We start from the raw sequence: 14,901 nt of genomic DNA on the forward strand, positions 1-14,901 counted from the left end.
CGCCACTCGCGCGTGAAGGCCCCCTTTCCTCGGCTCAGTCGAGGAAAGGGGGCCTTCACGCGCAGTTCGGGACTAGACGGGGATGACCGTCGGCACGATCATCGGGCGGCGCCGGTAGGTGTCGGCGACCCAGCGGCCGACGACGCGGCGCACGGCCTGCGCGATGCGGTGCGTGTCGGTGATGCCCTCGGCCTCGGTCCTGGCGAGTTCCATCTCCACCATCGGGACCACGGCGTCGAGCGCCTTCGGGTCGTCGGAGAACCCGCGTCCGGACACCGTCGGCCGCGTCACCGCGCGGCCGGTGCTGGTGTCCACGGCGACGGTGATGGCGATGAACCCGCCCTCGCCGAGCACGAGCCGGTCGGACAGGGTCGACTCGCCGACGTCGCCGACCGAGAGGCCGTCGACGTACACGTGCCCGACCTCGACCCGGCCGGTCCGCGTGGCCTTGCCGTCGACGAGGTCGACCACGACACCGTCCTCGGCGATCACCACGTTCTCCGGCGCGACACCGGTGCGCACGGCCAGCTCCCCGTTGGCGCGCAGGTGCTTCCACTCGCCGTGCACCGGCATGACGTTGCTGGGGCGCACCGCGTTGTACAGGTACAGCAGCTCGCCCGCCGACGCGTGCCCGGACACGTGCACCTTGGCGTTGCCCTGGTGCACGACGTTCGCGCCGAGCCGGGTGAGGCCGTTGACGACCCCGAAGACCGCGGTCTCGTTGCCCGGGATCATCGAGCTGGCCAGGACGACGGTGTCGCCGGCGCGGATCGAGATCTGCCGGTGTTCGCCGCGCGCCATCCGCGACAGCGCCGACAGCGGCTCGCCCTGCGAACCGGTCGACACGAACAGCACCTTGCCCTCGGGCAGGTCACTGGCCTGGTCGAGGTTGACCAGCAGACCGTCGGGCACGTTCAGCAGGCCGAGATCGGCCGCGATACCCATGTTCCGGACCATCGACCGGCCGACGAACGCGACCCGGCGCCCGTGCCGCACGGCCGCGTCGAGCACCTGCTGGACCCGGTGCACGTGGCTCGCGAAACAGGCCACGATGACCCGCTGGCCGACCTTGCGGACGACGTCGTCGAGCACCGGGCCGATGTCGCGTTCCGGCATGACGAAACCGGGCACCTCGGCGTTGGTCGAGTCGACGCAGAACAGGTCCACGCCCTCGTCGCCGAGCCGGGAGAACCCGGCGAGGTCGGTCAGCCTGCCGTCGAGCGGGAGCTGGTCGAGCTTGATGTCGCCGGTGTGCAGCACGACCCCCGCCGGCGTGCGGATGGCCACCGCGAGCGCGTCCGGGATCGAGTGGTTGACCGCGAAGAACTCGAGGTCGAACCGGCCGACCTTGCGTCGCTCGCCCTCGCGGACCTCGATCAGGTTCGGCCGCTGGCGGTGTTCCTTGGCCTTGGCCGCGAGCAGCGCGTTCGTGAACCGGGAGCCGTAGATCTTCAGGTCCGGCACGAGCCGCAGCAGGAACGGGACGGCGCCGATGTGGTCCTCGTGCCCGTGGGTGAGGACGAGACCGTCGATGTCCTCGAGGCGGTCTTCGATCGCGCGGAAGTCGGGCAGGATCAGGTCGACGCCGGGCTGGTCGTCCTCGGGGAAGAGGACCCCGCAGTCGACGATCAGCAGACGGCCGTCGAATTCGAAGACGGTCATGTTGCGGCCGACTTCGCCGATCCCGCCGAGCGCGACCACGCGCAAGGCGCCTTCGGGCAGCGCGGGCGGTGGGGTGGTCGGTCCGGGTCCGGTTGGCAATGAACTCACCGAGGCATGGTCCCTACGCTGGTATGTGAGGTCGGCGCCGTGTAGGCCGCCGCTGAATCTGCTTGTGCCACTCGTGCACCATGCCAGTCACTGGCGGCGCTTTCCCCGAGCGGCACGCCCCCCTGGGCGAGATCGGCGGAAATCGCCTGGAGCTGCTCGTCGCTCGCGGCCACGATGGGCAGCCGCGGGTCGCCGATGTCGAATCCGCGCAGCTTCAGGGCCGCCTTCGAGAAGGCGACCCCGCCGACGCGGGACATCGCCCGCAGGACCGGCAGCATGCCGCGGTGGTTGGTGCGCGCGGTGGAGGTGTCGCCGGACTCGTAGGCGTCCATCATGCCGCGGATGCGGCCCGCCACGACGTGCCCGATCACGCTGACCACGCCCGCGCCGCCGACCGAGACCCACGGCAGGTTGAGGCCGTCGTCGCCGGAGTAGTAGGCGAGCTGCGAGTTCGCGATGACCTCGGAGCCGGCGATCAGGTCGCCCTTGGCGTCCTTGACCGCGAGGATGCGCGGATGCTCGGCGAGCCGCAGCAGCGTGTCGACCTCGATGGGCACGATCGAGCGCGGCGGGATGTCGTAGAGCATCACCGGCAGGCCGGAGGCGTCGGCGACCGTGGTGAAGTGCGCGTAGAGCCCGGCCTGGCTGGGCCGCGAGTAGTACGGCGTGACGACGAGGATGCCGTGGGCGCCCGCCGCTTCGGCCTGCTTCGCCTGCTCGATGCTGTGCGCGGTGTTGTTCGTGCCCGCCCCGGCGACGATCGTCGCGCGGTCACCGACGGCTTCGACGACGGCGCGGACCAGCTCGGCCTTCTCGGTGTCGGTGGTGGTGGGGCTCTCCCCCGTCGTGCCGTTCACGACGAGACCGTCGTTGCCCAGTTCCACGAGGTGTTCGGCCAGCTCCTGCGCCCGCTTCAGGTCCAGCGCCCCGTCGGCGTCGAAGGGGGTGGCCATCGCGGTGAGCACGCGCCCGAACGGTCTTCCCGGCGCTGCGGTAGGTGGAGTGGACATGCTGTGAAGGTACCTCCTGCGAGCGCCGAACCCTTGCCGACGTGGTCGTTCCCGTCGAATGCGGGAGATTTTCCGCGACGAAGGCGAACTCGGCGCAAACTCTCTGTGAGCTATTTGACCTTGGTCGTGATCTGCGAGGGGATCTGGCTCCCGTCGGTCTTGGCGAGCAGGCAGTAGTAGCCCCGCGAGTAGGTGTGGTCCTCTTCGCCGGGCGGCCGCTTCCACTCGGCTTCGGTCGGGACGACCGCCCGCCAGGTCAGCGTCGCCCGCTGCGCCGCGGGCACGACGTTCGAATTGAAGGTCGCCGAGCAGGTCGCCTCGGCGATCCGGTTGACCGTTTCCGCGCCCGGGTATTCGGCGATCTTCGCGTCGTCGTCGCTGGGGGACTCGACTTCGAGCAGGGCCCGTTTGGAGAAGATCTCCAGCAGGTGGTCCTTGTCGCAGCTGACCCCGTCGTTCAGGTTGATGCCCTCTCTGAGCGGCACGTTGTAGCAGTCCCCGGACGAACCGAGCTTGACCTGGCCGTTGATGCCGTAGGTCAGCGTCGGCTGCGCCTGTGAACTCCCCTCGGGCGCGGCCATCCAGCGGCCGAGGAAGATCCCGCCGACCAGCGCGCCGATCACGGCCACCGCGGCGAGGCTGAGCCACAACGGGCGCAGGTTGCGCTTCGCCTCGGGCGCCGGGGCGAGCCGGGTCATCGGCTGGCCGGACTGCGGCATCATCGCCGTTCCGCCCGAAGGCGGCGTGGGCTGGGCCTGCACGCCCTGCGCGGCCGCGAGCAGGCTGCGCACCTGGTCGTAGGACATCCGCGCCTCGGGTTTGGTGACCAGCAGGCCGAGGATCGCGGCGGCCAGCGGGCCCTGGACCCGGGTCAGGTACGGCGCCTCGGTCATGATCGCGTGCAGCGTCGCCGCGGTGGTCGACCGTTCGAACGCGACGATGCCTTCCGCGGCGAAGAACAGCGTCGTGCCCAGCGACCAGAGGTCGGATTCCGGCATCGCGTCGCGGCCCTCGACCCGTTCCGGCGCCATGAACGCGGGCGAGCCGACGATCATGCCGCTGGTGGTCAGGCGCGGGTCGTCGGCGGCGTGCGCGATACCGAAGTCGGTGAGCTTCACCCGGCCGTCCGGCGCGACCATGATGTTCGCGGGTTTGACGTCGCGGTGCACGATCCCGGCGGCGTGCGCGGCCCGCAGTGCGGACAGCACCCGTTCCCCCACCAGCGCGATCTGCTGGGCGGGCAGCGGACCGCGGTCGCGCACCAGGTCGGCCAGCGTCGGCGCCTCGACCAGCTCCATCACGATGTAGGTGGCGCCGTTCTCGGTGACGACGTCGTACACGGTGACGACGGCCGGATCGTTGAGGCGGCCGCCGGAGCGGACCTCGCGCAGCATCCGCTCCGACAGCACCGAGGCGTCCTCGGGGGCGTTCGGGAACTTCAGTTCCTTGATCGCCACCTGACGGCCGATCACCTGGTCCTGCGCACGCCAGACGATGCCCATCCCGCCGCGGCCGAGCTCGCCCAGCAGGGCGTATCGGCCGGCGACGATCCGCGCGCCGGTGGCCTGCTGCGTCTGCTGGGGCGGCCCGTACGGACGGGTCTGTTCGTCGGTCAAGGTTCGGTGCTCCTTCGGTTCGCGCAGGATGCTAACTCGGACCCGTTCGCGTCCCGAAAGGTTCCTTCGCCCGGCTGATGGATCAGACCGTGACCTCGTGCCCGGCCTCCCGGAGCGCCTTCACCGCGCGCTCCAGTTCGGCGGCCCGGACCAGCACGTGGTCGGTGTCGAATGTGGACATCGAGAACAGTGCCACGCCGGCGGCGGCGAGCTCGCTCGACAACGCCGCGATGATGCCGGTCAGCGTGAACGCGAGCGGTCCGCGGACCGACAGCAGCCGCCAGCCGTCCTCGACGGTGGCCCCGGCCGGCGCGAGACCGGCCGGGCAGATCACCGACAGCTCTTCCGGCGTCCGCGTGAGGGAGATCAGCACGGGCTCGCCGGGGTCGAGCAGGTTCGCCGGAACCGGCGCGTCCGGGGCGAGGCGGGCGACCGCGTACTCGCCGGGCCGGACGTCTATCGCGAGGCGTCGCATCAGCCCTCGAGAACCTTCGGGCTGGACGCGACCTCGGTGCCGTCGGGCAGCGCGGAGATGGTGAAGTCCGCGAAGACGTTGCCGGAGGCCTTCTGCAGCTCGCGCAGGCAGTCGATGGCCAGGGCGCGGATTTCGACGTCGGCGTGCTCGGTGGCGCGCATCGCGATGAAGTGCCGCCAGGCGCGGTAGTTGCCGGTGACCACGATGCGGGTCTCGGTCGCGTTCGGCAGCACGGCGCGGGCGGCCTGGCGGGCCTGCTTGCGGCGCAGGGTGGCGCTCGGCACGTCGGCGAACTTCTCCTCCAGCCCGGCGAGCAGTTCGGTGTAGGCATCGACGGCGGCCTGCGAGGCGGCGAGGAACTTCGCGTGCAGCTCCGGGTCCTGCGCGATGACGTCGGGCTCGACGAACGCGGCGTCGCGCTCCGGCACGTAGCGCTGCGAGAGCTGCGAGTAGGAGAAGTGACGGTGGCGGATCAGCTCGTGCGTCAGCGACCGGGAGATGCCGGTGATGTAGAAGCTGACGGAGCCGTGCTCCAGCACCGACAGGTGGCCGACGTCGATGATGTGCTCGAGGTAGCCGGCGTTGGTGGCCGTCTTCGGGTTCGGCTTCTTCCAGGACTGGTAGCAGGCCCGGCCCGCGAATTCGGCCAGCGCCTCACCACCGTCGGCATCGGTCGACCACGGTACGTCGGACGGCGGGAAGAACTCCGTCTTCGCGATCAGTTGAACCTTGGGTGACACGGTCTCGGCCACGTTCGCACTCCTTTTCGACCCCTGCTCCACGACTCCGGGCAGCGTAACCGCAAGCGTCTTTGACGCCGGGGCGACATCACGGTGACGTCAGGTCTCCTTGACGTGACATCACGCATGACGTCATAGTGGTGTCATGGATCTGACGCCGTACATCACGAGCCTTCGCGAGGACCTCGCGAACACGGCTTCGGCCGGCGACGAGCAGACGCGGCGCGCTGCCGCGCTGCTGTCGTCGGCGCTGGAGCCCGCCGCCCGACTGACCATCATGAACGCTCTCGCCGACCTCGCCGCCGAAGTGACTTCGGCGCTGCCGGGGCACGTCGTCGACGTCCGGCTCGACGGCCGCGACGTGCGCGTCGTCGTCACCGGTGCGGGTGAGGGCGCCGAGCAGTCCGCGCCCCGCTCCGAGGCGCCGCGGGAGACCCCGCGCGCGCCCAAGGTGGACACGGGCGACATCACCCGCATCACGTTGCGCCTGTTCGAGCAGGTCAAGGGCCAGGCCGAAGCCGCGGCCGCCTCGCAGGGCGTTTCGCTGAACACGTTCGTCTCGCAGGCCGTCCAGGGCGCGCTGGGCAAGAGCGGGAGCGAGCACTGGCAGCACAAGCAGAAGCCTGGCGGCGGTGCCGGTTCGCACCTGCACGGCTGGGTCCAGGGCTGAGGGGGACGGACATGACCGAGGAAAGCATTCCCGCCGGTGAAGAGACCGTGCGCGTCGAGGACTTCGAGGCCGAAGGCCCGATCGAGGTCGACGTGAGCGTGGCCATCGGCCGGGTGACCATCGAACTGACCGACGGGAACGGGGTCCACACCGAGGTCCGCCGGGACGGCGGCGAACAGCAGCCGTGGGTGGACGGCATGACGAGCCTGCTCAGCTGGGTCGGGGAACGTTTCGGCGACCAGCTCGGCGGTTCACCGGTGGGGTCGGCGGGCTCCGTGAGTGACGCCGTGGCGCAGACGCGGATCGAGAAGGTCGGCAACCGGCTGGTCGTCCAGGCGCCGAAGGCCTGGCAGCTGAAGAACGTCCCGCTCGCCGTGACCGTCCGGGCGCCCGCCGGTTCGCATCTGGAGGTGCGGGCCGGGGCGGCCGACGTGACGGTCACCGGCTCCGCCGGACGGGCCGACCTCATGACCGGCGCGGGCAAGATCGCGCTCGAACGAGCCAACGGTTCGGCGATCGTCCGCACCGGCACCGGCGACATCAAGCTCGGGCCGACCCTGTCCGGTCTCCAGCTGCGCACCGGCAGCGGCTCCGTCGAGGCGGCGTCGGTGAGCGGTTCGGCCACGGTCGCGACCGGCACGGGTGACGTCTGGCTCGGCGAGGTCGCGGGCGAGGTCCTGGCGCGCACCGGCAGTGGCTCCCTCTCAGTGGCGGACGCCGCTTCCGGGACGCTGGAACTGACCACCGGATCGGGTGAGGTCCGCGTCGGGATCCGCGGCGGTGTCCAGGCGGAGATCGACCTCTCGTCGACGACCGGATCGGTGTCGAGCGAACTGGAGGTCGCGGAGAGCGCGCCTTCGGAGGTCTCGCTGAAGGTGCGGGCGCGTACCGGCACGGGTGACGCGGTGGTGACCAGCGCGGCCGGCTGAGCCGCGGTCTGCAGGGGGATCGAGGGACCTTTGCTCGCACTTTTCCACGGGGGTGGGAGCAAAGGTCCCTTGCTCATTTCAGGTGCTCGCGAACGGCCGCCAGATGGACATCGGTGATACCCGTGCGCGGATCGACCCGCACCAGGTGCGTGACCATCCCGTCCCGCCGGGCCAGGAACGCGTCCCTGGCGGCGGGATACAGGTCGAAATCGTCATCCAGCCAGACGAGAGGGCGCGGCCCGGCGTAGCGGGCGACGGCGTCGAACTTCCAGCCGCTGTCGACGTTCGCGCAGTCCACGGCGGGAAGCGTGGGCAGGCCGATGGCCGGGCCCACCATGGTGTTCGCCTGGTGCCCCCAGGTGGTCGCCCAGACCAGCTCCGCGTTCCCGGCCGCGTCGAGCAGCGCCGTCCCGTGGCCCGGGTTGAGCCACATCCGCAGTGGATGCCGCCGGCTCCAGCCCCGGATCCGGAACTTGTGCTCGACGAATCCCGGCGGTTTGGGCTTGGCGGCGAACGGGTTCAGCGGGCCGTCGACGTCGAGGAACAAGACCGGCCGCATCGGGCCATGATGCCTGAGGGCGCGCTGCCCTCCACTCACGAATCGGCCGTTGATGAAGGATTCGGGACGTTGAGTGTCCCGAATCCTTCATCAACGACCTCCCCGCGAGAGGCGCCGACGCTATGAAAGGTCCTTTCCTTGCAAATTTTGCAAGGAAAGGACCTTTCATAGCGTTCGCGAAGCTCAGCGCACGAGGCGTGAGAGCACCGGAGCGAGATCGCCCCGCTCCCCCACCGCGACCCCGTCCAGCCCCTGCCATTCCGCCATCAGCCGCAGCTCGCCCGCCAGCTCACCGGCGACCCGCGCGACATCCACCCCAGGCTCGGCGAAGGCGCCCTGGACGCGAAGCACCCCGGCGGCGCGATCGCATTTGAGGTCGACCCGGCCGACGAGTTCGCCGTCGAGCAGGAACGGGAACACGTAGTACCCGTAGATCCGCTTCGGCTCGGGCACGTAGATCTCGATGCGGTAGAAGAAGTCGAAGATGCGCTCGGTGCGGGCGCGTTCCCAGATCAGCGGGTCGAAGGGCGACAGCAGGGCCCGGCCGGTGACCGACCTCGGCGCCTTCGCCGCGACGTGCCGGTATGCCGGGGCGGGCCAGCCGTCCACGGTCACCGGTTCCAGCACACCCTCCTCGACCAGTTCCGCCACCGCCCGCTTGCTGACGTCGGGGCCCAGCCGGTAGTAGTCCCGCAGATCCGGTTCGGTGCCGATGCCCAGCGCGACGGCCGCGCGGGTGATCAGTTCGCGGGCGCCTTCCTCCGGGCTCACGGTCCGCGACAGGATCTCCGGCGGGACGACGCGTTCGGTCAGGTCGTACAGCCGCTCGAACGACCGGCGCGTGCCGGTGGTCAGCTGCCCCATGCCGAAAAGCCACTCGCAGGCCTTCTTGACCTCGGACCGCTCCCACCACGAACCGGGCCTCGAACCACCCGACTTGCCCTCCAGCGCGCGCTCGATGCCACCCGCGCCGATCGGTCCCTGTTCCTTGATCACGGTCAGGATGTCGTCCACCAGCTGCGGCGTCTGGTCCAGCACGCGCGCGTAGTTCGTCCACCAGCCCATGCGCTTCGCCCCGGACCGCAACAGCGGCCAGTCCGCCACCGGCAGCAGGCTCGCCTCGTGCGCCCAGGATTCGACCAGCATCCGGGGTTTGCGCGCCGAATGGGACCAGGCCGCGTCGTCCACCAGCGTGGGCTCGTACGCGCCGAGCCGGGAGAACAACGGCATGTAGTGCGCGCGGACCGCGACGTTCACCGAATCCAGTTGCAGCAACTGGATCCGCGACAGCACGCGCTGCAGATGCCTCCTCGTCACCGCTCCACCGGGACGCGCGTCGGCGAACCCTTGTGCGGCCAGGGCGATCCGGCGCGCGACCGGACCGCTGATGGTCGTAGTGCTCATCGTGCGCATGCTGCCATCCACCACCGACAGTTTTCGGCGACACCGATAATCTGCGCAGTATGGCCGCCGCCGAAGTCCGCCCAGCAGTCGTGTCCGACGCCCCCGAGATCGCCCGCATCCAGCGCGATACCTGGCGAAGCGCCTACACGGAGCTGCTCGGCGAAGCGGCTGTCGCCGGGCTCGACATCGAGGAGCTCGAAAAGACCTGGATCGAGACGATCGAGTACCCGGGCACGCGTGTCTTCCTCGCCACCGAAGGCGAGTTCACCGTCGGCTTCTGCGTCGTCGGCCGCGCCCCGGTGAGCGAGGTCGCCACGGCCGACGGTTCGCTGCCCGACGACGCTTCGACGACGGCGCTCATCGCCTCGCTGCTGGTCGAGCCTCGCTGGGGACGGCGCGGGCACGCGGGACGGTTGCTGGCGAACGCGTCCGCCTGGCTGCGCGAGGACGGCGCCACCCGCGGGATCAGCTGGGTCGCCCAGACCGATCACGCGTCACTGGGTTTCTTCCGCCGCGCGGGCTGGTCGCCCGACGGGACCGTCCGCATCCTCGACACCGGAAGCACGAACGTGCGCGAAGTCCGGCTCACCGGCGGGCTCGACCTCGAGCTCACTCCCTGACTTCGCGAACACGACCCAGCGCATCACCGAGTACATGAACACGCCTTCGCACGCCCCGGCGATGAGCCGGGACAGGCGGTAGTCGACGCCGAGCGCGGCCAATCCCGCGCCGACGCCGAGCAGGAACGCCACATAGTTGATGACGATCGCGATGACGTACAGCACCGCCTGCCTGCCGACGGGCGCGTGCGAGCGGAAGTTCATGCTGCGGTTCAAGACGAAGCTCAGCCCGAACGCCGTCGCGTAGGCGAGTGTGATCGCCAGCCACACCGGCAGGCCGAGCCAGCCGCGGAGCAGGGTCAGCAGGATCAGGTCGACCCCGAAGGTGAACCCGTTGATGAGCGCGAAACCGAGGAAACTCGGCGCCACCAGCCGGGAAAGCCCGAAGGGGAGGCGCCGCACCACGGCCGCGCAGAAGTCGGCGAAGCGATCCGCGAAACCCTTGCCGCGGACCGCGTCGTGCACGTCGGCCACGGCTCCAGCATGGCAGCGGCAAGTGGCCGCGAGCCGACGAACAGGTGATCTTCTGGTGCGGCCCCGAGGCCGGGAACGGGGGCTGGCCCCAGTGCGTCCAGGTTTTCAGCTGATAACTTGGAGAGAACGAAGATAACGGGGAGGCAACGATGGTGGGCTGGTTGCTCCTGTCGTTCGGCGTCGCCTTCGGCTCCGCGATCCTCCCCGTGGTCAGCATCGAGATGTTCCTCATCGGCCTGTGCGCGAGCCAGCCGACGCTGCCGTGGCTGCTGCTCGGCGCCATCGTCGCGGCCGGTCAGGTGGGCGGGAAGACGCTCTACTACCTCGCCGCGAAGGGCACGATCAAGCTGCCGAAACCACTGCACGACCGCCTGCACCGCGAGCGGCCGCCCACCCCACGCCGGGAACGGTGGCGGGCACGCACCAAGAAGATGCGCGCCCGGCTCGACGCCTTGCGCGAGCGGTGCCATCGGCATCCGCATTGGATGGCGGGCACGTACGGGGTGAGTTCGGTCGTCGGCCTGCCGCCGTACATGGCCACGAGTGTGCTCGCGGGCCTGGTGCGGATGCCGCTGGCGACCTTCCTGGCCACCGGTTTCGTGGGCCGCTGGCTGCGGTTCAGCCTGCTGGCCGCCTCCCCCGCCCTGTTCGCGGGCTGGTTCCACTACTGAGCCTGGCTTCGATGTCGACTGTGCCGTGGGCATCACTTGAGTGAGGTACGAGCGACCTGCGGTTCGGCAGTATGGCCGGGCTCACTCGCGCCGCCGCGTTCGCCCTGCCCTTCAACGCGCTCGATCCACTGGTCGAACTGCTTCCCCAGCCATTCCTTGGCCTCGGCCGACACGTAGCCGCATGCGTCCTTGACCAAGGGGTCCACGGCGTGGTTCCGCACTTCCTCGTGCTTTTCCGGTGCTGGACAGATGAATACCGCGAGCATGCGGAGGTTCCGCAGTAGTTCGTCATTGGCGAGTACGCCGAGTACCGGCGATTGTGCAATCGCTACGGCCTTGAAGGCTCCCCACGCTTTGTCCACGATCATCCCCACGACGACTTCGGTGAGCTGTGTCCGCTTCTCCTGTTTGCTGGACCTGCGAATCGCCTCGACTATGAGCTTCTTGGCCTTTTCAGGGACCGTGTCGACAGCCTTGCCGAACTTCTCCAAGACCAGCACGAACCCGACGAGAAGGTCACACCAGCCGTGATCAGCCAGCTGCAAACGGATCGCCCTGACTTCGTCGGGACTTCCAGGAAGACTCTCGACAATCTCCTGCCAGATGTCTTCAGTCATCGCCTTTGCGATGACGTTCACCTGATCCACGACATCCGGCGGGGTGCGGATGTCCATGACAGCAGCCGATCCGGCATGAGCTTCGAAATCGGATACGTTCATCGCGCCGATCCGTTCGGCGTTGTCACTTGTCTCAGCGTCAGGCCGCCGGCCTTCAGGGCTGTCCCCCGCGGTGCGTTCAGGCCCCTTCCGCTGAGGTGGAGGCGGCGTGTGCGCCGCTCCGGCGGCATTACGCGCCAGCCATTCGGCGGCGTCAAGGCGCATCAGATCCATGCTCGCTTCCCGAGCAGGCTGGTTCTGCGTCTTCTTGCGCTCGGGGGAACACCACTTGGCCAGCTTCTTGAGGATCGAGTCACGCTTGGCCACCCGCGTTTGATCCGGTTCCCGAGCGAGTGTGACCCAACCTTCCCAACCGTGTTGGGACCCGCCGCAGTTGCCACATTTGCAGACGTGCCCCGTAGCGTTCGAGCAGCTTTGCGGATGCTTACCGGTTGACACCATCGACGGCCCCTCGTTCGACAACCCACCCGGGCTAGATCTTCCGAGCCGAAAGGTGCGCGACATACCGCCGCGCTGGTTGTCGACGAACTACCGTCTGCAACTGAATTGAACGCAGGAGTCCCGTATGCCACTTCGGTCGCAAAGGGCGCCTATTACCGTCCGCATCCGGGTGAACCCCCGGCCGAACCGCCGAAATCTTGGCTGACGTCGTCCGCGATGAGCCCTCTACTCACGTCCAGCGCCCCCGAATTTAGTCCTCTAAGTGCGGGAGGCGGCTTCGAGTTCCACGGCGCGCCGCATGGTCGCGCGGGCCCGTTTCCGGTCCCCGGCGATCTCGTACGCGTACGCCAGCCGGTACCAGACGCGCCAGTTCTCCTGATCCGCCTCGACCTCGGCGCGGCGTTCGTCGAACCAGGCGTCCGCGGCGTCGCGGTCCACCCGGCCCGAGGGCCGCCGCGGCAGATTGGAGACGTCGGGAAGGCCGCCTTCCTCGTCCAGCCGCCGCGAGAGCCGCTGAATCTGGACGCCGGAACGCCAGGTGGTGACGATGATCCAGATCCCGAGCACCGGCAGCAGCAGGACGCCGATGCCGAAGATCACCGGCACCGTCTCGCCGGTGCGCAGCAACGCGATGGCCCGGCCCGCCAGCAGGACGACGTAGACGGCGAGCGCCGCCGTCATCACCAGCGCGAAGTTGCGGGCCCTCACAGGTCGAGGATGTTCTCGAGACCGACCGTCAGGCCGGGCCGCGTGAGCACCGAGCGCACGCCGAGCAGCACACCCGGCATGAACGACGTGCGGTGCAGCGAGTCGTGCCGGATGGTCAGGGTCTCCCCCTCGCCGCCGAACAGGATCTCCTCGTGCGCCACCAGCCCGGGGAGCCGGACCGAGTGCACGCGGACGTCGTCGACGAGTGCGCCGCGGGCACCGTCCACTTCGGACGTCGTCGCGTCTTCACCGGGAGCGAGACCGGCTTCCGCGCGGGCCTCGCCGATCAGCCGCGCGGTGTGCGCGGCGGTGCCGGAAGGCGCGTCGGCCTTGCGGTTGTGGTGCAGTTCGATGACCTCGGCCGAGTTGTAGAACCGCGCCGCCTGCTGGGCGAACCGCATCGCCAGCACCGCGCCGAGCGCGAAGTTCGGCGCGATGAGCACGCCGAGCGACGGGTCGGCCGCGAGCCACGAGCGCAGCTTCTCCAGCCGCTCCTCGCTGAACCCAGTGGTGCCGACCACGGCGTGGATCCCGTTGCCGGTCAGGAACTCGAGGTTGCCCATCACCGCTTCGGGATGGGTGAAGTCGACGACGACCTGCGCCTGCTTGAGTGCCGCGAAGTCGTCACCGGCGTCGAGCGCGGCGACGAGGTCCATGTCGTCGGCGCCGTTGACGGCGTTCACCACTTCCTGGCCCATCCGGCCGCGTGCGCCCAGCACGCCGACGCGAATCCCAGCGGTCATGATGCGATCACCTCGTGCAGATCGTCCGGAAGGTCGTCGGCGTGAGCGTACGGCCCGACCACCGCCGCCGCCGACACGCCACCAGGGCGGGCGAGCAGAGTGCGAGCGAGCGCACAGACCTCTTCGGTGGTGACGGCGTCGATCCGCGCCACCGTGTCGTCGACGCCGAGATAGCGGCCGTAGTTCAGTTCGTTCTTGCCGATCCGCGACATCCGCGACGAGGTGTCTTCGAGGCCGAGCACGAGCCCGCCCCGCAACTGCCCCTTCGCCCGCGCGACCTCGGCTTCGCTCAGCCCGTCCTTGCCGACGAGTTCGAGCACCTCGCGGATCACGCCGGCGACCTCGCCGAGCTTCTCCGGCTGGCAACCCGCGTACACGGCCATGTGCCCGGCGTCGGCGTAGCTCGCGACGGACGAATACACCTGATACGCCAGGCCGCGCTTCTCGCGGACCTCCTGGAACAGGCGCGAGCTCATCCCGCCGCCGAGCGCGGCGTTGAGCACCGACTGCGCGAACCGCCGGTCGTCGTGCCGCGACAGCGAACGCAGGCCGAGCATCACGTGCGCCTGCTCGGTGTCGTCGGTGTGCAGCGCGAGTTTCGGCGCCATCGCTATCCGTGCCCGCCCGCCCCGCGGCGGGACGGGTGTCGCCGTTCCGGTCAACCGGTTCCGCAAAGCCTTGCGCACCAAGCGAAGCACCTGGCCGTGCTCGATGTTCCCGGCGACCGCGAGCACCATCCGCGGCAGCGTGTAGCGGCGCCGGTAGAACCCGCGCAGTGCCGAAGCGGACATCTCGACGATGGACTTCTCGCTGCCGAGCACCGGACGGCCGAGCGCGTGGTTGCCCAGGATCGCGCCGACGAACGTCTCGTGCAGCAGGTCTTCGGGGTCGTCGTCGCGCATCGAGATCTCTTCGAGCACGACACTGCGCTCGGTCTCGACGTCCTTGTCCGTGCACAGCGCCTCGAACACGACGTCGGTGACGAGGTCCATCGCCAGCGGCAGATCCTCGTCGAGCACCTGCGCGTAGTAGCAGGTGTGCTCCTTCGCGGTGAACGCGTTGAACTCCCCGCCGACCGCGTCGATCTCTTCGGCGATCTGGGTGGCGTCCCGGTTCGTGGTGCCCTTGAACAGCAGGTGTTCGAGGTAGTGCGCCGCGCCCTCGACCGACGACGGCTCGTCGCGCGATCCGACGCCGACCCACAGCCCGACCGTCACCGAACGGGACGCGGGGACGTGTTCGGTGATGACCCGGAGGCCACCGGCCAGCACACTGCGCTTGACCACCGCGCCGTCCGAAGTGGACTCCAGCGTGCGGGTGCTGCCGACGGGCTGTTCGTGCCCGGGAACCTGACGAGCCAACGGATTCCTTACTCACATGTCAGGAAAGGGTCG

Annotated in this window: 15 protein-coding genes and 1 pseudogene; 4 read left to right on the plus strand and 12 right to left on the minus strand. The window is 69.4% G+C overall.

Annotated elements, in window-relative coordinates:
- Positions 1-72: 72 nt before the first annotated feature.
- From AJAP_RS27280 to thyX, 5 genes are all read right to left on the minus strand, one after another.
- The gene (locus tag AJAP_RS27280; RefSeq protein WP_037343103.1) at positions 73-1,770 is read right to left on the minus strand and encodes a ribonuclease J; all 1,698 of its coding nucleotides are present in this window, start codon (positions 1,768-1,770) and stop codon (positions 73-75) included.
- The gene (gene dapA, locus AJAP_RS27285) at positions 1,767-2,780 is read right to left on the minus strand and encodes a 4-hydroxy-tetrahydrodipicolinate synthase (protein ID WP_038516541.1); all 1,014 of its coding nucleotides are present in this window, start codon (positions 2,778-2,780) and stop codon (positions 1,767-1,769) included. The genes AJAP_RS27280 and dapA overlap by 4 nt, the downstream gene beginning before the upstream one ends.
- Positions 2,781-2,890: 110 nt before the next feature.
- The gene (locus tag AJAP_RS27290; RefSeq protein WP_038516544.1) at positions 2,891-4,396 is read right to left on the minus strand and encodes a serine/threonine-protein kinase; all 1,506 of its coding nucleotides are present in this window, start codon (positions 4,394-4,396) and stop codon (positions 2,891-2,893) included.
- 82 nt (positions 4,397-4,478) lie between these two features.
- A complete protein-coding gene (locus AJAP_RS27295; RefSeq protein WP_016332627.1) occupies positions 4,479-4,871 on the minus strand; it encodes an ACT domain-containing protein in 393 nt (130 codons plus the stop codon).
- Positions 4,871-5,623, minus strand: a complete 753-nt coding sequence (thyX, locus tag AJAP_RS27300; RefSeq protein ID WP_005156312.1) for an FAD-dependent thymidylate synthase — start codon at positions 5,621-5,623, stop codon at positions 4,871-4,873. Before thyX ends, AJAP_RS27295 begins: the two co-directional genes overlap by 1 nt.
- 133 nt (positions 5,624-5,756) lie before the next feature.
- Here thyX and AJAP_RS27305 point away from each other — a divergent pair, with 133 nt between their 5' ends.
- Both AJAP_RS27305 and AJAP_RS27310 read left to right on the plus strand, forming a co-directional pair.
- Positions 5,757-6,281: a toxin-antitoxin system HicB family antitoxin gene (locus AJAP_RS27305; protein ID WP_038516547.1), complete on the plus strand. Its 525-nt coding sequence runs from the start codon at positions 5,757-5,759 to the stop codon at positions 6,279-6,281.
- A gap of 11 nt (positions 6,282-6,292) precedes the next feature.
- Complete coding sequence (locus tag AJAP_RS27310; RefSeq protein WP_038516550.1) at positions 6,293-7,210, plus strand: DUF4097 family beta strand repeat-containing protein; 918 nt, start codon at positions 6,293-6,295, stop codon at positions 7,208-7,210.
- Between the two features lie 73 nt (positions 7,211-7,283).
- Here AJAP_RS27310 and AJAP_RS27315 read toward each other — a convergent pair whose 3' ends face one another.
- Positions 7,284-7,769, minus strand: a complete 486-nt coding sequence (locus tag AJAP_RS27315; protein WP_038516553.1) for an HAD domain-containing protein — start codon at positions 7,767-7,769, stop codon at positions 7,284-7,286.
- Positions 7,770-7,952: 183 nt separating this feature from the next.
- Positions 7,953-9,173 carry a winged helix-turn-helix domain-containing protein gene (locus AJAP_RS27320; RefSeq protein ID WP_038523922.1) on the minus strand — a complete coding sequence of 407 codons (1,221 nt, stop codon included), beginning with the start codon at positions 9,171-9,173 and terminating at the stop codon, positions 7,953-7,955.
- 59 nt (positions 9,174-9,232) lie between these two features.
- On the opposite strand from AJAP_RS27320, the gene AJAP_RS43135 reads away from it, so the two are divergent.
- Entirely contained in the window at positions 9,233-9,793 is a 561-nt protein-coding gene (locus AJAP_RS43135; protein ID WP_084098354.1) for a GNAT family N-acetyltransferase, read from the plus strand.
- A gap of 18 nt (positions 9,794-9,811) precedes the next feature.
- On the opposite strand, the pseudogene AJAP_RS44865 reads toward AJAP_RS43135, so the two are convergent.
- A pseudogene (locus AJAP_RS44865) lies at positions 9,812-10,267 on the minus strand (GtrA family protein); the annotation flags it as partial.
- Positions 10,268-10,416: 149 nt separating this feature from the next.
- Between AJAP_RS44865 and AJAP_RS27330 the strand changes: the two are divergent.
- Positions 10,417-10,938 (plus strand): YqaA family protein, encoded by a 522-nt coding sequence (locus tag AJAP_RS27330; protein WP_037343090.1) that lies wholly within the window; start codon positions 10,417-10,419, stop codon positions 10,936-10,938.
- Between the two features lie 32 nt (positions 10,939-10,970).
- Here AJAP_RS27330 and AJAP_RS27335 read toward each other — a convergent pair whose 3' ends face one another.
- The 4 genes from AJAP_RS27335 to AJAP_RS27350 all read right to left on the minus strand — a co-directional run bounded on the left by AJAP_RS27335 (position 10,971) and on the right by AJAP_RS27350 (position 14,868).
- Positions 10,971-11,921 carry a hypothetical protein gene (locus tag AJAP_RS27335; RefSeq protein ID WP_148311575.1) on the minus strand — a complete coding sequence of 317 codons (951 nt, stop codon included), beginning with the start codon at positions 11,919-11,921 and terminating at the stop codon, positions 10,971-10,973.
- 393 nt (positions 11,922-12,314) lie between these two features.
- Entirely contained in the window at positions 12,315-12,764 is a 450-nt protein-coding gene (locus AJAP_RS27340; RefSeq protein WP_038516561.1) for a tetratricopeptide repeat protein, read from the minus strand.
- Entirely contained in the window at positions 12,761-13,507 is a 747-nt protein-coding gene (dapB, locus tag AJAP_RS27345; protein ID WP_038516564.1) for a 4-hydroxy-tetrahydrodipicolinate reductase, read from the minus strand. The genes AJAP_RS27340 and dapB overlap by 4 nt, the downstream gene beginning before the upstream one ends.
- On the minus strand, positions 13,504-14,868 hold the full coding sequence (locus AJAP_RS27350) for a M16 family metallopeptidase (protein WP_016332618.1): 1,365 nt from the start codon (positions 14,866-14,868) through the stop codon (positions 13,504-13,506). The genes dapB and AJAP_RS27350 overlap by 4 nt, the downstream gene beginning before the upstream one ends.
- Positions 14,869-14,901: the final 33 nt, after the last annotated feature.

Origin of the sequence: Amycolatopsis japonica (assembly GCF_000732925.1) — a bacterium.
Lineage (GTDB): Bacteria > Actinomycetota > Actinomycetes > Mycobacteriales > Pseudonocardiaceae > Amycolatopsis > Amycolatopsis japonica.